Source organism: Pseudolabrys sp. Root1462 (assembly GCF_001426945.1).
Lineage (GTDB): Bacteria > Pseudomonadota > Alphaproteobacteria > Rhizobiales > Xanthobacteraceae > Pseudolabrys.
Genome location: NZ_LMFS01000001.1, coordinates 1,315,411 through 1,335,134, shown reverse-complemented (window position 1 = coordinate 1,335,134; position 19,724 = coordinate 1,315,411). Strand labels below are relative to the sequence as shown.

Annotated in this window: 20 protein-coding genes and 1 tRNA gene; 2 read left to right on the top strand and 19 right to left on the bottom strand. The window is 64.3% G+C overall.

Annotated features, from left to right (window positions below; all coding sequences use genetic code 11):
- Positions 1–26 precede the first annotated feature (26 nt).
- On the bottom strand, positions 27–890 hold the full coding sequence (locus ASD45_RS06400) for a VOC family protein (RefSeq protein WP_056912627.1): 864 nt from the start codon (positions 888–890) through the stop codon (positions 27–29).
- 68 nt (positions 891–958) lie between these two features.
- Entirely contained in the window at positions 959–1,600 is a 642-nt protein-coding gene (locus ASD45_RS06395) for a Crp/Fnr family transcriptional regulator (protein WP_056912626.1), read from the bottom strand.
- Positions 1,601–2,007: 407 nt separating this feature from the next.
- On the opposite strand from ASD45_RS06395, the gene ASD45_RS06390 reads away from it, so the two are divergent.
- Complete coding sequence (locus ASD45_RS06390) at positions 2,008–2,244, top strand: hypothetical protein (protein ID WP_056910720.1); 237 nt, start codon at positions 2,008–2,010, stop codon at positions 2,242–2,244.
- A 223-nt stretch (positions 2,245–2,467) separates the two neighbouring features.
- Here the strand turns inward: ASD45_RS06390 and ASD45_RS06385 are convergent, their stop codons facing one another.
- Both ASD45_RS06385 and ASD45_RS06380 read right to left on the bottom strand, forming a co-directional pair.
- Positions 2,468–3,100: a class I SAM-dependent methyltransferase gene (locus ASD45_RS06385; RefSeq protein WP_056910719.1), complete on the bottom strand. Its 633-nt coding sequence runs from the start codon at positions 3,098–3,100 to the stop codon at positions 2,468–2,470.
- Positions 3,101–3,274: 174 nt separating this feature from the next.
- Positions 3,275–4,009, bottom strand: a complete 735-nt coding sequence (locus ASD45_RS06380) for an SDR family oxidoreductase (protein ID WP_056910718.1) — start codon at positions 4,007–4,009, stop codon at positions 3,275–3,277.
- Positions 4,010–4,216: 207 nt separating this feature from the next.
- Here ASD45_RS06380 and ASD45_RS06375 point away from each other — a divergent pair, with 207 nt between their 5' ends.
- Positions 4,217–5,113 (top strand): LysR family transcriptional regulator, encoded by an 897-nt coding sequence (locus ASD45_RS06375; RefSeq protein ID WP_056912625.1) that lies wholly within the window; start codon positions 4,217–4,219, stop codon positions 5,111–5,113.
- 71 nt (positions 5,114–5,184) lie between these two features.
- Here ASD45_RS06375 and ASD45_RS06370 read toward each other — a convergent pair.
- The 15 genes from ASD45_RS06370 to ASD45_RS06300 form a co-directional block, all read right to left on the bottom strand.
- Positions 5,185–5,258, bottom strand: a tRNA-Gly gene (locus ASD45_RS06370).
- A gap of 128 nt (positions 5,259–5,386) precedes the next feature.
- Positions 5,387–6,421, bottom strand: coding sequence for a uroporphyrinogen decarboxylase family protein (locus ASD45_RS06365; protein ID WP_056910717.1), 1,035 nt, complete (start codon positions 6,419–6,421; stop codon positions 5,387–5,389).
- 29 nt (positions 6,422–6,450) lie between these two features.
- Positions 6,451–7,263 (bottom strand): ABC transporter permease, encoded by an 813-nt coding sequence (locus ASD45_RS06360; RefSeq protein WP_056910716.1) that lies wholly within the window; start codon positions 7,261–7,263, stop codon positions 6,451–6,453.
- A gap of 6 nt (positions 7,264–7,269) precedes the next feature.
- Positions 7,270–8,076 (bottom strand): ABC transporter ATP-binding protein, encoded by an 807-nt coding sequence (locus ASD45_RS06355; RefSeq protein WP_056910715.1) that lies wholly within the window; start codon positions 8,074–8,076, stop codon positions 7,270–7,272.
- Complete coding sequence (locus tag ASD45_RS06350) at positions 8,055–8,807, bottom strand: ABC transporter permease subunit (RefSeq protein ID WP_056910714.1); 753 nt, start codon at positions 8,805–8,807, stop codon at positions 8,055–8,057. The genes ASD45_RS06355 and ASD45_RS06350 overlap by 22 nt, the downstream gene beginning before the upstream one ends.
- Before the next feature lie 22 nt (positions 8,808–8,829).
- Positions 8,830–9,813 carry an ABC transporter substrate-binding protein gene (locus tag ASD45_RS06345; protein ID WP_082540690.1) on the bottom strand — a complete coding sequence of 328 codons (984 nt, stop codon included), beginning with the start codon at positions 9,811–9,813 and terminating at the stop codon, positions 8,830–8,832.
- A 226-nt stretch (positions 9,814–10,039) separates the two neighbouring features.
- On the bottom strand, positions 10,040–10,282 hold the full coding sequence (locus ASD45_RS06340; RefSeq protein WP_056910713.1) for a formate dehydrogenase subunit delta: 243 nt from the start codon (positions 10,280–10,282) through the stop codon (positions 10,040–10,042).
- Positions 10,266–11,090, bottom strand: coding sequence for a formate dehydrogenase accessory sulfurtransferase FdhD (gene fdhD, locus ASD45_RS06335; RefSeq protein ID WP_056910712.1), 825 nt, complete (start codon positions 11,088–11,090; stop codon positions 10,266–10,268). The genes ASD45_RS06340 and fdhD overlap by 17 nt, the downstream gene beginning before the upstream one ends.
- Positions 11,091–11,093: 3 nt before the next feature.
- Positions 11,094–13,970, bottom strand: coding sequence for a formate dehydrogenase subunit alpha (fdhF, locus tag ASD45_RS06330; protein ID WP_056910711.1), 2,877 nt, complete (start codon positions 13,968–13,970; stop codon positions 11,094–11,096).
- Positions 13,971–13,981: 11 nt separating this feature from the next.
- A complete protein-coding gene (locus ASD45_RS06325; RefSeq protein ID WP_056910710.1) occupies positions 13,982–15,550 on the bottom strand; it encodes an NADH-quinone oxidoreductase subunit NuoF in 1,569 nt (522 codons plus the stop codon).
- Complete coding sequence (locus ASD45_RS06320) at positions 15,547–16,020, bottom strand: formate dehydrogenase subunit gamma (RefSeq protein WP_056910709.1); 474 nt, start codon at positions 16,018–16,020, stop codon at positions 15,547–15,549. The genes ASD45_RS06325 and ASD45_RS06320 overlap by 4 nt, the downstream gene beginning before the upstream one ends.
- Positions 16,021–16,342: 322 nt before the next feature.
- Positions 16,343–17,086, bottom strand: a complete 744-nt coding sequence (locus tag ASD45_RS06315; RefSeq protein WP_056910708.1) for an ABC transporter ATP-binding protein — start codon at positions 17,084–17,086, stop codon at positions 16,343–16,345.
- 10 nt (positions 17,087–17,096) lie between these two features.
- Entirely contained in the window at positions 17,097–17,840 is a 744-nt protein-coding gene (locus tag ASD45_RS06310; protein ID WP_056910707.1) for an ABC transporter ATP-binding protein, read from the bottom strand.
- Positions 17,837–18,811, bottom strand: coding sequence for a branched-chain amino acid ABC transporter permease (locus tag ASD45_RS06305; RefSeq protein WP_056910706.1), 975 nt, complete (start codon positions 18,809–18,811; stop codon positions 17,837–17,839). The genes ASD45_RS06310 and ASD45_RS06305 overlap by 4 nt, the downstream gene beginning before the upstream one ends.
- Positions 18,808–19,683, bottom strand: a complete 876-nt coding sequence (locus ASD45_RS06300) for a branched-chain amino acid ABC transporter permease (protein WP_056910705.1) — start codon at positions 19,681–19,683, stop codon at positions 18,808–18,810. Before ASD45_RS06300 ends, ASD45_RS06305 begins: the two co-directional genes overlap by 4 nt.
- Positions 19,684–19,724: the final 41 nt, after the last annotated feature.

Below are 19,724 nucleotides of genomic sequence, written 5' to 3'. Positions count from 1 at the left end.
CGCGCGTCGGCCCGCAGCCTGTCCCGTCACCCGCGCTCAACGAAGGCGAGCGCAACGTTGCCGGCGTCGGCATGCGGCACGACGATGCCGCCCGAGGGCAGCGACGCATAGGGAATGCCCTCGCCGTCCAGCACCGCGCGCGGCGCCGCAAGCGATGTGACGGCAATACCGAGCGCCACCATGCGGTCAGACCCATCCGGACTGACCAGCGCAGCGCCGCAGTAGCGCTCGGCGACGGCGTCCGGCCGCAAGATGAGAACCGTCATGGCTGCGGCCTTGAACGACAGGCCGCCGGAAACCGGTGTGGTCAGGCCGGGACCGAACATCGCTTCATAGAGCGCCGCGGTGCGCGCCGGCTCGTTCGAGGCGATGACGAATTCGGCGACGCCGACCGCGCCATTGCGGTGCGTCTGCCACTCGCGCCGCCACACCAGCTCCGGCGTGTGATGGTGACAGAAGAATGTGCGGCCGTTGGCCACCACCTCCGGCGGCATGACGATGACGGTGAATCGCGCCTGCGCTGTCGAACCGTCGGGCGCCGTCACCGGCCGCTGGAACGACATCGGCTCCTTCACCGGCACGCCGCGGGCTTGCATCGTCGCATAGACCCGCGCCGGATCCTCAGCCTTGAAGGCGAGCCCCGTCAGCCCGGCCGGATGCGCCATCAGGTCGGGTCGTTTGCCCTCGTTGCCCGGCATGAAGCCGAGCAGTTCGAGATAGCCTTCACGAAACACCGCGAGATGGTTGCTCGAACCGAGCGAATGATGGCCACGTTCGGTAAGCTGAAAGCCGAGCCGGTTGAATTGCGCCACGGCGTCGTCGAGCTGGGACCGAACATTGACGACGACGTGATCGAGGACGGGGCGGATGTTTCCTGCGGAGGACGTCATGTACGGCAATCAGTCTCTCGCTGGCGGGCCGGCGTCAAAAGTAATGTCATCAAAGAACGATCCGAGACTCAACCCGGGCCAACCGTGCGCGGCTGGTCGGCCAGAAGCACTCCCAGAAGGGAGCTATTCACTTCAAGGTGCCCGTTGTAATTGATGAAGCCAAGTTTCCTGAATTTATTCATGAAATGGCTGACGCGGGAGCGCGTCGTGCCGATCATCTCCGCCAGAGTCTCCTGGCTGATTTTGGCGAGAATCGGCTCGGGCCGGCCTTCCTTGCCGAAGTTGGCCAGCAGCAGCAGCATGCGCGCCAGCCGCTTTTCCGTCGAGTTGAAGAGCTGATCGACTAGGTCCTCCTCGACGCGAGCATTGCGCGTCAGGACATGCGCGACGAACATCTTGGCGAACGTCGGCTCCTCATGAAGAACGCGCTGCAGCTCGGCCTTCGTCACCCGCATGGCCTCGCATTCCGTCAACGCCGTTGCCGTCGACAAACGCTTGGTCTGTCCGATCAGGCAGCCCTCTCCGGTAAACTCGTCCGGCCCGAGCAACGCGATCACCGCTTCTTTTCCGTCTTTCGACAAGACGGCGACCTTGACCTTCCCCTTCTTGATGTAAAAGACGGAGTCTGCATCGTCGCCCTGCGAGAAAATAATATCGTTCTTCGAGTATTCGGAAATTTCCCGGCCGGGCGCCGCCGTTGCCAGAAACATCGCCGGGTTGAACGACAGCGCCTTGTCGGCTGGCGACTTCGATTTGCTGCGTCGTTTGACAGAACCTGGCCGCTTGACCGGACCGGATTTCCGAGAGCGCGCCATGATGGCCTCATCACTTTGTCCAGAGGTATTCAACTAGGCGCGATGCCGCGCCGCTTTATTGATGCGCCTTTGCGCACGCTCAAACAAGCCCGCCGGTTCCCGGCGGCAATTGTACCATCACGAACGCGTGGCAAGTTGCCGCGGATTTCACGCAGTCCATCGCCGTAATAATCTGAAAAGTGGTCTTTATAGTACAGTTATCGTTTTCCCGGCGTTGCAGATTGACCCATCGCCGGCACACCTTTGGGCTTCGGTGACTGAGAGACGTGTAGTGCTCCCCGCCCGTCATACGGGAGGCTTCCATGAGATCCACTTCGACCGACAATTTCTACTTCGACGACAACGCAACCCACGCCATAGGCGCGGCATTCGATGAGGCGTGCAGCTCGCTGAGCCAGCCGGCGACCGCCGATACGGCGCGCGAACTTATCGCCAGGCGGATCATCGAGGCTGCCAAGACAGGCCAGCGCGATCAGGCGCGCGGACCGCAGGTACTGGAACCTTCCTCGACAACGGATCGGCGACAGCCGCTAGCATAGTACCGGCGACCCCGTTCCGGTCTATGCGTTGGTCCCGCGTGTGCGTGATCAAGAAAGCCCGGCTGTCTCCCCCCGCAGCCGGGCTTCGAATTTCGATCGCTTCCGAAACCGTGCTTGAGATCGGCGTATTTCAGCGCCAGAGGCGCCGCCGTCTCGCCGGCTTCGGATTGGCGATCTTGTTCAATGCCGGCGTATCGAAGCGCCGAAGCGGTGCCGGGACCTGTCAGACCCTCACGAAACGATAGACGAAGCGATCGGTCTGACCCTTGATCGAGGGATCGAACACCTTGATCGAGTGCCGATCGTCCTTGTTCGCGAGCATGGTGCTTTCCGCCTCCAGCATGAAGCCGACCGCCTCCACCTCCTCGCGAACGGACGCGGGATCGATCCGATGCAGCGACTGGGCGTCGCTCGTACCCGCCCCTGCGACGGCGGCGTGGTCGACGATGACATAGGATCCGCCGGGCTTCAGCCGCTCGAACACAGCTCTATTGAAGCGGGCCGCCGTTGCGCCCCTGCCCTGAATCAACGCGGTGTGGAGATCATGATAGAATAGGTGCAACCACACGACATCGGCCGGCTGCGTGACCTCCGGCATGGTCATGAGATCAGCCGAGACGGCTTCGACATTCTCGCGGCCTGGCTCCCTCGCAAGCGTCCGCATGCGGCCGACCGGATCGTTCTTGAAATGGGCGACCTCGGCCGGCACGAAGCTATAGACCCGTCCTCCGGGTCCCACGACGTCCGAGAAGAGACGGGTCCAGTCGCCATCGCCCGGGTAAACGTCGATGACGGTGGCGCCGGCTTCGACTCGTGCGAACCGGATCAACTCGGATTGCTTCGATTTATCGTACATTGGGATTTCCTATGCATTTGAGCATTCGACGAGCACGGGTGGCTCTTAATGCTCTGCGACGTTTACGGACATTGATTCCCCGGCCTTCAACGACGCCGGGTCATCCGTTCTGCTGTGCGGCGACCTTTGCTTGGATAGCCGGCCGATCAGCCAATTCTGCCATCCGGCGCGGATTCAGATCGCCGAGAAGCCGCCATCGACAGACAACTCCAGCCCATTCACGAAGCTGGAATCGTCCGAAGCAAGGAACAGCGCAGCCGTCGCAATTTCCTCGGGACGTCCCATCGTTCCCCGCGGGATCAGGGATTCGAACATCTGCTTCGCCTCCGGGGTGAGAACCTGGTCCTGCATCGGTGTGGCGATCGGGCCCGGGTGCACCACGTTCACCCGGATATTCCGGCCCTTCAGCTCGTTGAGCCACCCGCGTGCGAATGCGTGCAACGCTGCCTTACTCGCGGCATACACGCTGTAACCGGGAAAACCTTTCAGCGAGGCAACGGACCCGGTCATGAAGATCGATCCGCCATCGTTGAACAGCGGCAACGCCTTTTGCACCGTGAATAGCGTGCCGCGCGTGTTCAGGCCGAACGTCGCGTCGAAATGCTGCTCGGTAATCTCGCCCAATGGCACGGCTTCGCCGGTGCCGGCGCTCGCGAACAGGATGTCGATCTTGCCCTTTTCACGCCGGACCGTGTCGAACAGGCGGTCGAGGTCGTCTAGATTGGACGCGTCGCCGCGCACGGCCGTCACGTTCCGGCCGATCAGCTTGACCGCCTCATCGAGCACTTCCCGTCGACGACCGGTAATGAAAACGTACGCGCCTTCCTCAACGAACCGTTTGGCGCTCGCCAGCCCCATGCCGCTCGATCCACCCGTGATGACTGCAACCTTACCGTCTAGCTTTCCCATGATTTCTCTGTCCGTCCTTGATTGTTCGGGCTGGCCCCGAGACCGCAAGATGGGACTTGAGGCGTGTGGCTTTGAGTGCGGAACCACGCACATCGGTGGTGCGAAATTCAACCGGCTACGCGCTGGGCACGCTGAAATTTGGTCCCTATCTCGTCCTGACGTGCTAGAAAGGGCTTTGAACGGCACCAAGCGGTGCGGGCACGCACCATCATGGACTGGGACGACATTCGTTATTTTCTGGCCGTCGCGCGCGGAGGCTCCGTACGGGCCGCCGCCGAACGCCTCGGTGTGAATCACTCAACCGTGCTGCGACGCATCGCTCAGCTCGAGGAACACCTCGGTGCGCAGATGTTCGAAAAGCTGCCTTCCGGCTACCGCCTGACGGCGGCGGGCGAGGAGGTCCTCGAACTCGCGAACCAGATGGAAACGTCGTCGAACCAGCTCGAGACGCGCGTTTTCGGTCGCGATCAGAGCGTACGTGGGCTTCTGCGCGTGACGCTGGCACCGCCCTTCGCGACGCACCTGCTTATGCCGGACTTCGCCGATTTCGCGCGTCTGCATCCGGACATCGAGATGGAAATCCTGTCGTCCGGCGAGCTGGCAAATCTGACAAACCGGGAGGCCGACGTCGCGATCCGCGTCGTCTACGACCGCAAAACCCTGCCGCTCAATCTTCACGGCCTGAAGGGACCGGAGGTGTTCGGCGCGGTCTACATCTCCCGCGATCGACTGGCCGCATGGCGTGCGGGTGCGCCCGATCCCATCCGGTGGATTGTCATCAGCGTTCATGGCATTCCGGATTGGGCCAGCGAGGGCGAGGTACGCACCAGAGGAGTTCCGTTCAGGACCACGGACGCCGAGGCGCAACTCGCGGCGGTCCGGCAAGGGCTCGGGATCACGACATTGCCGTGTTTCATTGGCGATGCCGACCCTCTGCTGGTGAGGGTGCCGGGCACCGAGCTGCACATGTACGGAACGGCCTGGCTTCTCACACAGGGAGAGACACGCAAGACGAAGCGCGTGCAGCTCTTCACCGAGTTCGTATCCCGCAAGCTCGCCGCGTATGCTCCGCTTCTCTCTGGACTGTCGGTGTCGCGCGACTGACGCCCGGCAACCCCAACAGCCCCGTGAGTATCAACGCGGCGGCCTAACGCGGACTAGGCGATTGAAAAAATTGGAGCGGGTGAAGGGAATCGAACCCTCGTATTCAGCTTGGAAGGCTGCTGCTCTACCATTGAGCTACACCCGCAACTCGCTGGCGTAGCGGCATAATCCGCTGCGCCAGGGCGCCGGCGGGCTGTGCGCCGGCCGGCGGTTAGCCGTCCTCGACTGCTACCGGAGGCCGGGGATCAAGGCAAGGGCGCAGGAGCCCCCCAATCAGGTGTACTCGGCCCGCACCAGGGCAGCGCCCTCGACCATGGCCTTGAGTTTGCCGAACGCGACTTCGCGCGGCAGATACTTCATGCCGCAGTCCGGCGCCGGGATCAGGCGATCGGGGCTGACATGCTTGAGGCCGAGCCGGATCCGCTCGGCCACCCGCTGCGGCGTCTCGACCACGATGTCGGACAGGTCGAGCACGCCGAGCATGATCTTCTTCGGCGCCAGATCGGCCAGCACGCCGAGATCGATCTTCGGCTGCGCACTTTCGATCGAGATCATGGTCGCCGTGGTGTCAGCAAGCTCGGCGAGAAAAGAGTAGCCGCTCGGCTTGGTCTCGCCGGGCACCACGGCGGCATAACCGAAGCACAGATGCACCGCGGTCGGCACCTTGATGCCTTCGAGCGCTCGATTGATCGCCTTGACCGCGTAACGGCGGGCGCTGTCCGGATCGTTGCGCACCCAGGGCTCGTCGAGCTGGATGACGTCGGCCCCTGCGCGCACCAGATCGTGCGCCTCTTCGTTGACCGCCGCCGCCATGTCCATCGCCAGCGCTTCGGCGTCCTTATAGTGCTCGTCCTTGGCCTGCTGGCTCATCGTGAACGGGCCGGGCAGCGTGATCTTGGCGATGCGGTCGGTATTGGCGCGCAGGAACTGCATGTCGCGGACCTCAACCGGGCCGTTGCGCCGCACCTTACCGACGATCCGCGGCACGGGCGTCTGCTGCCCGGAGCGCGCCTTGACGAAGCCGGGATTGGCGATGTCGACGCCGTCGAGCGCGGTGGCGAAGCGATTTGAGTAGCTCTCCCGGCGCATCTCGCCATCGGTGATGACGTCGATGCCGGCGCGCTCCATCGCGCGGATGGCGACGATGGTGGCATCGTCCTGCGCCTGTTCGAGCCATTCGTCCGCCACGCGCCACATCTCCTTCATGCGCACGCGCGGCACCACCTTCGACAGCATCTTGCGATCGACCAGCCAGTCCGGCTGCGGATAACTGCCGACGACGGTGGTGGGAAACAGTTTCTCAGCCATGACGACTCCACGAATTGCGATGCTTGTAACTAGGCGGTCGCCGGCGCCGGCAGGCGCGCGGCGCGAACGTCCTCTGTCGAGGCCACCCGGCGGCCGGCGTTCTGCCAGGCCAGGGTGCGGCGCTCGATGGCGCGGACCGCGACATCGAACATGATCGACAGCAGCAGCACCACGATGATGGCGGCGAACACGCGCGGGCTGTCGAGAATAGTGCGGTTGATGGTGACGAGATAGCCGATGCCGCTGGCCGAGGTCAGCATCTCCGAGACAACGACGCCGATGATCGTCAGCGCGCCGCCGAGGCGCAGGCCGGCGAGCACCGTCGGGATCGCCGCCGGAATGATGACGCGGGCGATCAGCTGCGGCAGCGTCGCGCCCATGCTGCGCGCGGCGAGCAGATACTGCTCGTCGATGGTGCGGATGCCGGCGGCGGTGGACAGCATCACCGGGAAGAAGCCGTAGACGCCGGCGAAGGCGATTTTCGATTCCGAGCCGATGCCGAACCAGGCGGTGAAGATCGGATACAGGATCACGATCGGAATGGCGTAGAGGCTCGACACCACCGGCAGCATCAGGTTGCGGACGACGGCGACGCCGCCGACGACGGCGCCGAGCGCAATGCCGGCGCCACATGCGATCAGCATGGCGAAGGCGACCTCGTACAGCGTCACCATGAGGCCGGACAGATAGATCAGCCGGTCGCTCCACAACACGACGAGCGTCTTGGTCAGCGGCGGCACGAACAATTCCGGCAGGATGCCGAGCCGCGGCACCGCCTCCCACAGCACCAGTACGGCCAGGCCGATGAGGCGGCGAACGGTGCGCGGCGACGGCCGGTTCATGGCGCCCTACTCCTTGGCGCGGATCTGCTGCCAGATCCGTTCGCGCAACTGACCGAACTTGTCGGTCGCCATCATCTGATAGGTGCGCGGCCGCGGCAGATCGATGGCGACGCGGTCGAGAATGCGGCCCGGCCGCGCCGACATCACCAGCACCTCGTCGGCGAGATAGACCGCCTCGGTCAGGCTGTGGGTAATGAACACCACCGTCTTGTTGGTCTCATCCCAGATGCGCAGCAGTTCATGGCCCATGGTCATGCGCGTCTGCTCGTCGAGCGCGGCGAAAGGTTCGTCCATCAGCAGCACCGGCGGATCCTGCACCAGACCGCGGGCGATGGAGACCCGCTGCTTCATGCCGCCGGACAACTCGTGCGGATAGCGCCCGCCGAAGCTGTCGAGACCGACCAGCTTGAGCATCGCCTCGGCGCGCGCGCGCCGCTCGCCGCGCGGTCCACCCTTCAGAGCCAGCGGAAACTCGACATTCTCCACCGCAGTCAGCCACGGATAGAGGCTCGCCTCCTGGAACACGACGCCGACGCGCTGCGGATCGGGCGACGGGATCGGCCGGCCGTCGCAGAGAATGGTGCCGGACGTCGGCGTACGCAGCCCGGCCAGCATCATCAGCAGCGAAGTCTTGCCGCAGCCGGACGGCCCGACGATGACGGTGAAACGGCCGGCCGGCACCGTCATGTCGATATCGGTTAGCGCCGGCACCGCGCCTTCGCGTCCGTGATAGACATGGCTGACGCCAATCACCTCGACGGCGTTCGCCCGCGCCGGTCCGGGATTCGGCTTCAGCTGCGCCACCTGCTGCATCTCGCCTCCAGTGACCGGATCAGTTCGTTAAAGGCCATCGCCGCCAGCGCCAGCACGATCACGCCGGCGAACAACTGCGGCAGCATGAAATTCTCGCCCCAGTTCGCGATCATGTGGCCGACGCCGGTGCGCGAGGCATACATCTCCGCGATCATGACGCCGGTGAAGTTAAAGATCATCGAAATGCGCACCGCCTCGAGCAAGATCGGCATCATGCTCGGCACATAGATGCGGCGCAGGATCTGCCCCCGGCTCGCGCCGTAGGACTGCGCGACCAGGATGTACTCCGCCTTCACCGACTCCACGGCAGCGCCGGCGCTCATGATGACGATGAACACCGTCGAGAACGTGGCGTAGGCGACCTTCTGGCCGAAGCCGATGCCGAAGGCGAGGATGAACATCGGCAGGAAAATCGATTTCGGGATGCTGAAGACGTAGAACAGCATCGGCCGGAAGATGGCGCCGAGATAGGCGTTCTCGGCAAGCAGCACGCCGAGCGCGCCGCCGATCGGCACGGCGATGACGAAGGCGACCACGACCTCGGCCGCGGTCACCGCCATCGCCTCGCGGAAATCGCTGCGCGCCAGGATGTCACCGAGCACGGCGAGCACCTGCGACAAAGGCGGCAGCAGCATCGGATTGACGATCCCGGCGCGTGGCAGAACCTCCCACGCGCCGAGGAAGACGATGAGCATCGCGAGCCGGATCAGGGTCGTTGCCGTCCTGCTCATGGATGATGTCCCGGACCGCGCGCTACTTGGTCGGCACCGCCTTGAACTTGGTGGTGTAGATCTCGTCGATCGGCGCCAGATCCGTCATGCCGACGAGCTTGGCCATGTCGAGGCCGCGCTCGACCCACTCTTTCTTCATTTCGCCGTCCGAGGACAATTTGAGGATGTTGCCCTCGAGCTCCGCTTCGGCAATCTGCGGCGAAATCTCGTCGACTTCGGCGATCAGCTTGATCGCCCCCGCCTTGTCATTCCTCAGTGCAATCATCGCGCCGAACAGCGCATTGACCGCCTTCTGCACCATCGCTGGCTTTTCCTTGATCACCTTGTCGGAGGCGATCCATACGCCGCTGAGATGCTCGGGCATCGCCTGGCCGTAATCGATCAGGGCCCGCCCGGTCTTCTCCTGCAGCACTTTGAAGCTGAGCGGCGAATACAGCACGATGGCATCGACGTTGCCGGACAGCATGTTCGGCACCAGCCCGCCGCCGCCGAGCGGCACCGCGGTGAACTTGATCTTCTTGTCGGCCATGGTCCAGCGCGCGATGATGTCGCTCGCCGAGCCGGCCGACGTGATGCCGACCTTCTTGCCGTCGAGATCCTTGACGTCCTTGATCGGCGAATCCGGTTTCACCATCAGGTACCAGCCGGTGTAGCCCATGCCGGCGCCGGCGACGGCCTGGGTATGCACGCCCTTCCGGATGCCGGCGGCAACGATCGCGGTCGAGCCGACGGTTAGATCGGCGGCGCCCGCCGCCACCGCTTCGAAGGCTTCCGCACCGCCGCGATAAACGGTGAGTTCGGCCTTGATGCCTTCCTTCTCGAACAGCTTATGCCGCAGCGCCGCTTCCGAGATGATGGTGGGATAATAAGTCTTGGTCGGCAGCGCGATGCGCACCGTATCCTGCGCGGCCGCCGGCAGCCCGTTCGAGAGCACGATGGCCAGACCACCGAGAACCGCGGCCGCCATGCCGATGGCCGTCCGGGCACGCGTCTTCACTGAGATCATCACGTCTCCTCCTCGCCCATGTCGTCCCGCGCCGGGCGCCCGCTTCTTTGACGCGAGCAGGCTGCACCGACAGGACGCGAACCATGGCAGTTGTAGGAGTGTATGACAAGATGAGCAGACGCGAGGACCCGGCGCGCCGGCGCCGTCACGCCATGGGAAACCGCCCACGCGACTGCGTCAGGATGACGCGAAGCGCATGTTCACGAGCAGAGGACTGGTGAATCGCTCAGGCCTTCGCGGTCTCGTCGGCCTTCAGCTTCTGCAGCGCCTTGAGCGGCAGCGGATCGAGCCCGGCGCCGCCGGCATCGAGATGGCTGAAGATCGCGCCGCGCATCCGCGGATCCCAGAACTTGCGGATGTGGGTGGCGATACCATCGACATCGCCGCCCGGTTTCTGCGTGGCGAAGAACTTGCCGATCTGGTTGGCCATATAGACCAGTTTGTCGGGTGACTTAGCCGGCGACGACATGGAGGCTCCGCTCTTCCTTGATGCGCTGCGGGTGCGTGAACACTTCGAATCCGTCGGACCGCGCCACCGCAACCAACGTCATGCCGACGCTGTCGGCGGCGCGCACGGCGAGCGCGGTCGGCGCCGATACGGCGACCAGGATCGGAATGCCGACGGTCGCCGCCTTCTGGATCATCTCGATCGAAAGCCGGCTGGTCACCAGCGCAAAACCGCTTTGCCGCGAAATGTCGTCGCGCAGCAAGGCGCCGCATAACTTGTCGAGCGCATTATGACGGCCGACATCCTCGCGCATGATCAGGCCGTCATCCGCGGGACGATAGAACGCGGCGCCGTGCACGGCGTGCGTCTGCTGATTGATGGTTTGCAAATCGGGCAGTGCCGCCATCGCCCGCATGATGTCGCGCGGCGACACGGCAACATGATCGGCCAGCGGTTGCAGGGGCCGCATCGCCTCGGTCAGCGATTCGATGCCGCATAGGCCGCAGCCGGTGGGACCTGCGAGAAAGCGCCGCCGCGCCGCCAGCGCACCGGCACGCGACTCGTTGAGGCGCATCTGCAGTTCGATGCCGGCCTCCAGTTCGAGCACTTCGATGCGCTCGATCTCGTCGGGCGACGCGACGAGGCCTTCGGTCACCGTAAAGCCCACGGCGAAGTCCTCGAGATCCTGCGGCGTCGCCATCATCACGGCGTAAGTGGTGCCGTTATAGGTGAAGGCGACCGCCGTCTCTTCCGAGATCGCGCGCTCGCCGGACGTAAAGCGCCCTGCCCGCCAGGCCAGCCGTTCGACGGTGCGGACCGGTCCGGGCACGGCTTACTCCGCGGCTTCCGCCGGAACGATACGCCGCGTCTCCTTGGAGAAGCGTTCGTATTCCTCCTGCCACGGCGTCGGGCCGTTGGACGGCGACACCTGCACCGCGGTGACTTTGTATTCGGGGCAGTTGGTGGCCCAGTCGGAGTAGTCCGTGGTGATGACGTTGGCCTGCGTGTCCGGGTGGTGGAACGTGGTGTAGACCACGCCCGGCGCCACCTTGTCGGTGACGACCGCGCGCAAGGTGGTTTCGCCCGAGCGGCTCGCCAGCTTGACGAAGTCGCCTTCCTTGACGCCGCGGTCCTCGGCATCCTGCGGATGGATTTCGAGCACGTCCTCGGCATGCCACAGCGAGTTGTCGGTGCGCCGCGTCTGGGCGCCGACGTTGTACTGCGACAGAATGCGGCCGGTGGTCAGCAGCAGCGGGAAGCGCGGACCGACCTTCTCGTCGGTCGCCACGTATTCGGTGACGATGAACTTGCCCTTGCCGCGCACGAAGCCGTTGACGTGCATGATCGGCGAGCCTTCCGGCGCGTTGTCGTTGCACGGCCACTGCACGGAGCCGCGTTCCTCCAGCATCTTGAAGGAGACGTTGGCGAAGCCCGGCGTCAGGCGCGCGATCTCGTCCATGATCTGCGACGGATGATCGTAGTGCATCGGATAGCCGAGCGCGTTGCTGATGAGGCAGGTGATCTCCCAGTCCTCATAGCCGTTCTTCGGCGACATGACCCGGCGCACCAGCTGGATGCGGCGCTCCGCATTGGTGAAGGTGCCGTTCTTCTCCAGGAAGGTCGAGCCCGGCAGGAAGACATGGGCGTAGCGCGCGGTTTCGTTGAGGAACAGATCCTGCACCACGACGCATTCCATCGCCTCCAGACCGGCGGCGACATGCTTGGTGTCCGGATCCGACTGCAGGATGTCTTCACCCTGGATGTAGATGCCCTTGAACGAGCCATCGACGGCGGCGTCGAGCATGTTGTTGATGCGCAGGCCCGGTTCCTTCTCGAGCGTGACGCCCCAATCCTTCTCGAACATCTGGCGCGGCTCATCGAGCGAGATGTGACGATAGCCGGACAGTTCGTGCGGGAACGAACCCATGTCACACGAGCCCTGAACGTTGTTCTGGCCGCGCAGCGGATTCACGCCGACGCCCTTGCGACCGATATTGCCGGTGCACATGGCCAGGTTGGCGATGCCCATGACGGCGGTCGAGCCCTGGGAATGTTCGGTGACGCCGAGGCCGTAATAAATCGCGCCGTTGCCGCCCGTGGCGTAAAGACGCGCCGCGCCGCGGATCTGTTCGGCCGCGACGCCGGTCGCCTTGGCGACCGACTCCGGCGAGTTCTGCGGCAGCGAGACGAACTCCGCCCAGTGCTGGAATTCATCCCAGTCGCAACGCTCGCGGATGAACTTCTCGTTGTAGAGCTTCTCGGTGACGATGACATGCGCCAGCGCGGTCAGCATGGCGACGTTGGTGCCGGGCAGCAGGGGCAGATGATAGGCGGCGTCGATATGCGCCGACTTCACCATTTCGGTGCGGCGCGGATCGATGACGATGAGCTTGGCGCCCTGGCGGATGCGCTTCTTCATGCGCGAGGCGAACACCGGATGCGCCGCCGCCGGATTGGCGCCGATGACGATGATGACGTCGCTGTCCTCGACCGAGTCGAAGTTCTGCGTACCGGCCGAGGTGCCGTAGGTCTGGCCGAGGCCATAGCCGGTCGGCGAGTGGCAGACGCGGGCGCAGGTATCGACGTTGTTGTTGCCGAAGGCGGCGCGGATCAGCTTCTGCACCAGGAAGGTTTCTTCGTTGGTGCAGCGCGACGAGGTGATGCCGCCGACCGAGGACCGGCCGTACTTGTTCTGGATGCGCTTGAACTCGGAGGCGGTGTAGGCGATCGCCTCGTCCCAGCTCACTTCCTTCCACGGCTCGTGGATCGAGGAACGGATCATCGGGTTGAGGATGCGCTCCTTGTGGGTGGCGTAACCCCAGGCGAAGCGGCCCTTGACGCAGGAATGACCGCGATTGGCCTCGCCGTCCTTCCACGGCACCATGCGCACGACTTCCTCGCCGCGCATTTCCGCCTTGAAGGAGCAGCCGACGCCGCAATAGGCGCAGGTGGTGACGACCGAGTGCTCGGGCTTGCCGATCTCGATCACCTTCTTCTCGTTCAACGTCGCGGTCGGGCAGGCCTGGACGCAGGCGCCGCAGGACACGCACTCCGAACCGAGGAAGGATTCTTCCATGCCGGCGGCGACGCGGCTACCGAAGCCGCGGCCGGCGATGGTCAGCGCGAAAGTGCCCTGCACTTCCTCGCAGGCGCGAACGCAGCGCGAGCAGACGATGCACTTCGACGGCTCGTAGGTGAAGTAGGGATTCGACTCGTCCTTCGGCAGCCAGTTCGGATTGAGGCCCTCGGGCGTCTTGGCGAAGACGTGGTTCTCGCCCTCATAGCCGTAACGCACGTCGCGCAGGCCGACCTGGCCGGCCATGTCCTGCAATTCGCAGTCGCCGTTCGCCGAGCAGGTCAGGCAGTCGAGCGGATGGTCGGAGATGTAGAGCTCCATCACACCCTTGCGGATCTGATGCAGGCGATCGGTCTGCGTCTTGACGACGATGCCGGGCGCCACCGGCGTGGTGCACGACGCCGGCGTGCCGGCGCGGCCCTCGATTTCGACGAGACAGAGACGGCAGGAACCGAAGGCATCGACCATATCGGTCGCGCACAGTTTCGGGATCTGCGTCCCCATGTCCATGGCGGCGCGCATGATCGAGGTGCCTTCAGGCACCGTGACCTCGACGCCGTCGATGGTCAGCGTCACCATCTTCTCGGATTTGGACTTCGGCGTGCCGTAATCGATTTCGTGGATGAGAGACATGAGGGGTCTCCTTATTCAGCGGCTTCGAGGCGCGGGGCGCCGCCGAAGTCTTCGGGGAAATGGGTGAGCGCGCTCATCACCGGATACGGCGTGAAGCCGCCGAGCGCACAGAGCGAGCCGAATTTCATGGTGTTGCAGAGATCGGTGAGGACTTCGAGATTCTTGGTCCTCTCGATTCCCTTCATGATGCGATCGACGGTTTCGACACCGCGCGTCGAGCCGATGCGGCACGGCGTACACTTGCCGCAGGATTCGATAGCGCAGAATTCCATCGCAAAGCGCGCCTGCTTGGCCATATCGACGCTGTCGTCGAAAACGACGATGCCGCCATGGCCGATCAGGCCATCCTTGGCGGCGAAGGCTTCGTAATCGAACGGCGTGTCGAACAGCGCGCGCGGGAAGTAGGCGCCGAGCGGGCCGCCGACCTGCACCGCCTTGACCGGGCGGCCGGTGAAACAGCCGCCGCCGATATCATCGACCAGTTCGCCAAGCGTGATGCCGAACGCGGTTTCGAACAGGCCGCCGTAATTGAGATTGCCGGCGAGCTGGATCGGCATGGTGCCGCGCGAACGGCCCATGCCGAAGTTCTTATAAAACTCGGCACCCTTGTCCATGATGATCGGGACGGTGGCGAGCGACAGCACGTTGTTGATGACGGTCGGCTTGCCGAACAGGCCCTTGTGCGCCGGCAGCGGCGGCTTCGCCCTCACCTGCCCGCGCTTGCCTTCGAGTGAATCGAGCAGCGCCGTTTCTTCGCCGCAGACATAGGCGCCGGCGCCGACGCGGACTTCGAGATCGAAGACATAGTCCGATCCGCAGACCTTGGCGCCGAGCACACCGCCGCGCCGCGCCGCGCTGATCGCATCGTTCATGACGTCGATGGCATGCGGATATTCGGAGCGGATATAGATGTAACCCTTGGTGGCACCGACGGCGATGCCTGCAATCGTCATGCCCTCGATGAGCACGAAGGGATCGCCTTCCATGATCATGCGGTCGGCGAAGGTGCCGGAGTCGCCCTCGTCGGCGTTGCAGACGATGTATTTCTGATCGGCTTTGGTGTCGGCGACGGTCTTCCACTTGATCCCGGTCGGGAAGCCGGCGCCGCCGCGACCGCGCAGGCCGGACTGGGTCACCTCGTTGACGATATTGGCGGGCTTGGCCAGCGCCTTGTTGAGGCCGCGATAGCCGCCATGAGCGCAGTAGTCTTCCAGCGAGCGGGGATCGACGATGCCGCAGCGGGCGAAGGTGAGCCGCGTCTGCTTCTTCATGAACGGGTGGTCTTCGGGCTTGCCGACGCGCAGCTTGTGCTCGCCGCCCAAAGCCTGGCCATTGCCCAGCATCGCGTCGAACACGCTCTCGACATCGCCGGCTTCGACCGGGCCGTAAGCGATGCGGCCTTCCGGCGTCGTCACTTCGAGCATCGGCTCGAGCCAGTGCATGCCGCGCGAACCGTTGCGGACGATCTGCACGTCGATGCGGCGCTGGGCGGCCAGATCGCGAATGGTCTTCGCGATGTCGTCGGCGCCGCAGGCCACCGCCGCAGCGTCACCGGGAACATATATGCGGATCGCGCTCATCGAGACGTCTCCGCGAGCAAGGCATCGAGCTTGTTGGCGTCGAGCCGGCCGACGATGCGGCCATCGATCATCGCCGACGGCGATACAGAACAAAGACCGAGGCAGTAAACCGGTTCCAGCGTGACCCGGCCGTCCGCCGAGGTTTCGCCGAGTTTCACGCCGAGTTTCTCTTCGGCGCGGGCGGCCAGCGCATCGCTGCCGCAAGCCTGGCAGGCTTCCGCTTGGCAAAGCTTGAGCACGTGGCGGCCGGCCGGCGCGTGGCGGTAGTCATGATAGAAGGTGACGACGCCGTGCACCTCGGCGCGGGATATATTGAGCGCCTCGGCCACCATCGGCTCGGCCGGTTCGGGGATATAGCCGAAGGCATGCTGCAGACTGTGCAGGATCGGGAGCAGCGGCCCCTCGGTATCCTTATGGCGACCGATGATTTCCGCCGCCAGATTTGCGTCCCACCCGGGTGTCGTTTTCATGCTGTCGAACCGCTTTTCCTGCGTTTAACCGCATTAGAATCCTTTCAAATTATCGATCAAGAACCCTGTTTCGATGGATTGATCGATAATCCCTATCAAAACATGATCTCCCGATAACATTTCGCAATAGCGAAAGCCTATCAAACTGCGATTTTGGCGGTATTTGAGTGATTTAATCAGAGGCGTCCGTAAACCGGCCGCCAATCAGGCGTTTTCACCCTACCGGCACCCTAATGAGGCGACCGGTCTCAGCGGCCGGCCGGGCCGACAATAATTATGTATGCCAGGCGCCGGCCGCGCGGAAACGCCCGGCCGGGCCCGCTCAGGACGCCGCGGCCGCCAGTCCGCCGCCCAGGAAGAGTTGGGCGATGCGCGGGTCGTGGAGGATATTGGCCGCGGTGTCCTCGATCCGGGTCTGGCCCTGCTCCAGCACCAGGCCGTAATCCGACATCTGCAGCGCCTGCTTGGCGTTCTGCTCGATGAGCAGGATGGTGACGCCCTTGTCGCGCAGGCCTTTGAGAATGGCGAACACCTCCTGCACCATCAGCGGCGACAGGCCGATCGACGGCTCGTCGATCAGGATCAGCTTCGGATCGAGCAGCAGGCCGCGCGCGACCTCGAGCAGCTTCTGCTGGCCGCCCGACAAGGTCGAGGCCTGGGTGTCGGCCTTCTCGCGCAGCATCGGAAAGCGCTGCATGATGCGCTCCATGCGCTCGGGCAACTGCGACTGATCGGCCAAGGCGACGCCGCCGAGCTCGAGGTTATGGCGCACGCTGAGCTCGGGGAAGATATTGCGGCCCTGCGGGATGTAGGCCATGCCGGCGTCGAGCACCTGGCGCGGCTGGAAATTCGTCGTGGCGCGGCCGTCGAAGCCGATCGAGCCCGTGCGCACCGGCAGCAGACCGTAGATCGTCTTGAACAGAGTCGACTTGCCGGCGCCGTTCGGGCCGATGACGGTGGTGATGGCGGCGCGGCGGATGCGCGCCGTGGTGCCGTTGAGAATCGTCATCTTGCCGTAGCCGGCATAAACATCGTCGATCTCAAGGATGGCGTCGCTGCTGCTCATCGTGCCGCCCTCAATGACCGAGATAGGCTTCGATCACCGCGGGGTTGCGCCGCACTTCTTCCGGCGCGCCCTCGGCGATGATCCGCCCTTCCGCCAGCACCAGCACGCGCGTGCACAGCGCCATGACGAATTCCATCTGATGCTCGATCACGACGAAGGTGGCCTTGCGTTCGGCGTGATAGGCCTGCAGCCGCTCGCGCAACAAGCCGAGCATGGTGAGGTTGACGCCGCCGGCCGGCTCGTCGAGCAGCACCAGACGCGGGCCGGCCATGAAGGCCATCGCGGCGTCGAGCAGCTTCTGCTGGCCGTAGCTCAGCATGCCGGCCTGCTCCTCGGCGAGATGCGACAGGCGGAAAAACTCGATCATCTGGTCCGCCGCATCGCCGAGCCCGGCATCGGGCCGCCCGAACAGCCGCGACGTCATCGAGCCCTGATGCTCCTGGCCGGCGAGAATGAGATTGTCGCGCACCGACAATTGCGGAAAGACCTGCAGCAATTGGAATGTGCGGCTGACGCCGAGACGATTGAGATCGCACGGCCGCATGCCGGTCGATTCCTGTCCGTCGATGCGCACGGTGCCGTCGCTCGGCAGCAATTGGCCGAGCACGCAGTTGAACAGCGTGGACTTGCCGGAACCGTTCGGCCCGATGATGCCGAGGATATCGCCGTCATTGACCGTGAACGACACGTTGTCGACCGCGACGATGCCACCGAAGCGCTTGCTGAGATTGTTGACTTCGAGGACGGCCGTCATCGCGTGACCTCCGCCTTGAGCGTCGCGGGTGCCGGCGGCGGCGCTTTCTTCGGTCTGAACGCCTTTTCGAACAGGCCGAGGACGCCGGTCGGACAGAACACCATCAGCACCATCACCAGCATGGCGTAGACGATGAGATAGTAGCCTTCGGCGATCCGCATCCATTCCGGCAGCAGCACGGCGATCAGCGCGCCGACGAAGGGGCCGAAGAACCGCCCGCTGCCGCCGACAATCACCATCAGAAGAAGATTGAACGACATGTTCAGCGAGAACGAACCCGGCTCGATGAACTGCACCAGCGGCGCATAGAGTCCGCCGGCAAGCCCGCCCAGCGTCGAGCCGAGCGCGAAGGCCATTAACGTGTAGCGCCGCGTATCGAGACCGAGCGACAGCGCGCGGATCGGATTTTCGCGCAATGCCACGAAGGCCCTGCCCCAGGGCGAACGCATCATCCACCAGGTCGCCGCCGACAGCAGCACCAGGATCGCCAGGCAGACGAAATAGAACGCCCGCGCATTGTCGGTCGAAAACCCGAACAGGCTCGGCCGATCGGTGCCGGCGATGCCGTAGCTGCCGCGCGTCAGCCACTCTTCGTTGCGCAGGACGAGGAAGACCAGCGTGTTGAACGCCAGCGTGACGAAAGCCAGATAATGGTGCTGCACGCGCAGCGCCGGATAGCCGAGCAGCCAGCCGATGACAAAGCACAATGCGCCGCCGAGGATGAACGCGACGAAGAACGGCCAGCCCGCCGCCGTCAAAAGCGCGACCGTATAGGCGCCGATGCCGACGAAGGCGCCCTGCGCCATCGACACCTGCCCGGCATAGCCGAGCGTGAGGTTAAGGCCGATGGCGGCGATGGTCAGCACCGCCCACATCGAAATGAGATAGACGCCGAACGGCTTGAGCAGGAACGGCAATCCGATCGCCACCACGCCGGCGATCGCCAACGCCGAAGGTCCGAGCCGCCTCATACCGCGCGCTCCTCGACACGGCCGAGCAGGCCTTGCGGCCGGAACAGGATCACCGCGATGAGGATGACCAGCGGAAACGCGCCGCGATATTGCGACGACAGATAGGCGGCCGACAGATTGTCGAGCACCCCGAGAATGAGACCGCCCAGAATGGCGCCGCGCACCTGGTTGAAGCCGCCGATGATGGCGGCGATGAAGGCCGCCATGCCGAGCGCCTCGCCATTGGTGAACTTGGCGAGATAGATCGGGCTGATCAGCAGCGAGGCGATGGCCACCAGCGCGCCGTTGATCAGGAAGGTGTAGAGCACCATGCGGCCGACCGGGATGCCGAGGATCCGCGCCACCGTCGGATTCTGCGCGGTCGCCTGCATGCAGCGGCCGAGCCGCGTCTTGTTGAGCAGGAGATGCAGCGCGACGACGGTCAGCACCGCGACGGCGAGCACAACGACGCTCTGCAGCGACACCACCGCACCGAGGAAATGCAGGTCGCGCGGCGCGACCGGCGCCGGAAACGGCTGCGCCTGCGACGAATAGAAATCCTTGACGCTCTCCTTGAGGAACAGCGACAGCGCGATGGTCGTGATCACCAGCGGCAGCACGCCATGCCTCATCATCGGGTCGACGATGACCGCCTTGAACAGCACGCCGAGGACGACGACCGAGAGTGCAATGCCGATCAGCGCCGCCAGCCAGTACGGGGCGCCGACATTCATCGCCGCGAGGACGAAGAACGCCGGCAACATGACGAATTCGCCCTGGGCGAAATTGATCGTCTGCGACGTCTGCCACAGCAGGGTGAAGCCGATGGCGATGAGCGCATAGATCGCTCCGGTCGCGAGACCCGAGACCAGGAGCTGGATAAACGAGGCCATGATACGGAGCCCGTCAGGTTCCGCCCGGCGTCGCGCGCCGG

Bases quoted from the DNA above. Each gene is read 5' to 3' on its own strand.
- ASD45_RS06320 (WP_056910709.1), bottom strand. From the start codon at position 16,020: ATGAAAACGACACCCGGGTGGGACGCAAATCTGGCGGCGGAAATCATC.
- ASD45_RS06325 (WP_056910710.1), bottom strand. From the start codon at position 15,550: ATGAGCGCGATCCGCATATATGTTCCCGGTGACGCTGCGGCGGTGGCC.
- ASD45_RS06395 (WP_056912626.1), bottom strand. From the start codon at position 1,600: ATGTTTCTGGCAACGGCGGCGCCCGGCCGGGAAATTTCCGAATACTCG.
- ASD45_RS06315 (WP_056910708.1), bottom strand. From the start codon at position 17,086: ATGAGCAGCAGCGACGCCATCCTTGAGATCGACGATGTTTATGCCGGC.
- ASD45_RS06300 (WP_056910705.1), bottom strand. From the start codon at position 19,683: ATGGCCTCGTTTATCCAGCTCCTGGTCTCGGGTCTCGCGACCGGAGCG.
- ASD45_RS06365 (WP_056910717.1), bottom strand. From the start codon at position 6,421: ATGGCTGAGAAACTGTTTCCCACCACCGTCGTCGGCAGTTATCCGCAG.
- ASD45_RS06390 (WP_056910720.1), top strand. From the start codon at position 2,008: ATGAGATCCACTTCGACCGACAATTTCTACTTCGACGACAACGCAACC.
- ASD45_RS06400 (WP_056912627.1), bottom strand. From the start codon at position 890: ATGACGTCCTCCGCAGGAAACATCCGCCCCGTCCTCGATCACGTCGTC.
- ASD45_RS06345 (WP_082540690.1), bottom strand. From the start codon at position 9,813: ATGATCTCAGTGAAGACGCGTGCCCGGACGGCCATCGGCATGGCGGCC.
- ASD45_RS06350 (WP_056910714.1), bottom strand. From the start codon at position 8,807: ATGAGCAGGACGGCAACGACCCTGATCCGGCTCGCGATGCTCATCGTC.
- ASD45_RS06340 (WP_056910713.1), bottom strand. From the start codon at position 10,282: ATGTCGTCGCCGGCTAAGTCACCCGACAAACTGGTCTATATGGCCAAC.
- ASD45_RS06355 (WP_056910715.1), bottom strand. From the start codon at position 8,076: ATGCAGCAGGTGGCGCAGCTGAAGCCGAATCCCGGACCGGCGCGGGCG.
- ASD45_RS06305 (WP_056910706.1), bottom strand. From the start codon at position 18,811: ATGAGGCGGCTCGGACCTTCGGCGTTGGCGATCGCCGGCGTGGTGGCG.
- ASD45_RS06380 (WP_056910718.1), bottom strand. From the start codon at position 4,009: ATGGGAAAGCTAGACGGTAAGGTTGCAGTCATCACGGGTGGATCGAGC.
- ASD45_RS06360 (WP_056910716.1), bottom strand. From the start codon at position 7,263: ATGAACCGGCCGTCGCCGCGCACCGTTCGCCGCCTCATCGGCCTGGCC.
- ASD45_RS06385 (WP_056910719.1), bottom strand. From the start codon at position 3,100: ATGTACGATAAATCGAAGCAATCCGAGTTGATCCGGTTCGCACGAGTC.
- ASD45_RS06310 (WP_056910707.1), bottom strand. From the start codon at position 17,840: ATGACGGCCGTCCTCGAAGTCAACAATCTCAGCAAGCGCTTCGGTGGC.
- fdhF (WP_056910711.1), bottom strand. From the start codon at position 13,970: ATGTCTCTCATCCACGAAATCGATTACGGCACGCCGAAGTCCAAATCC.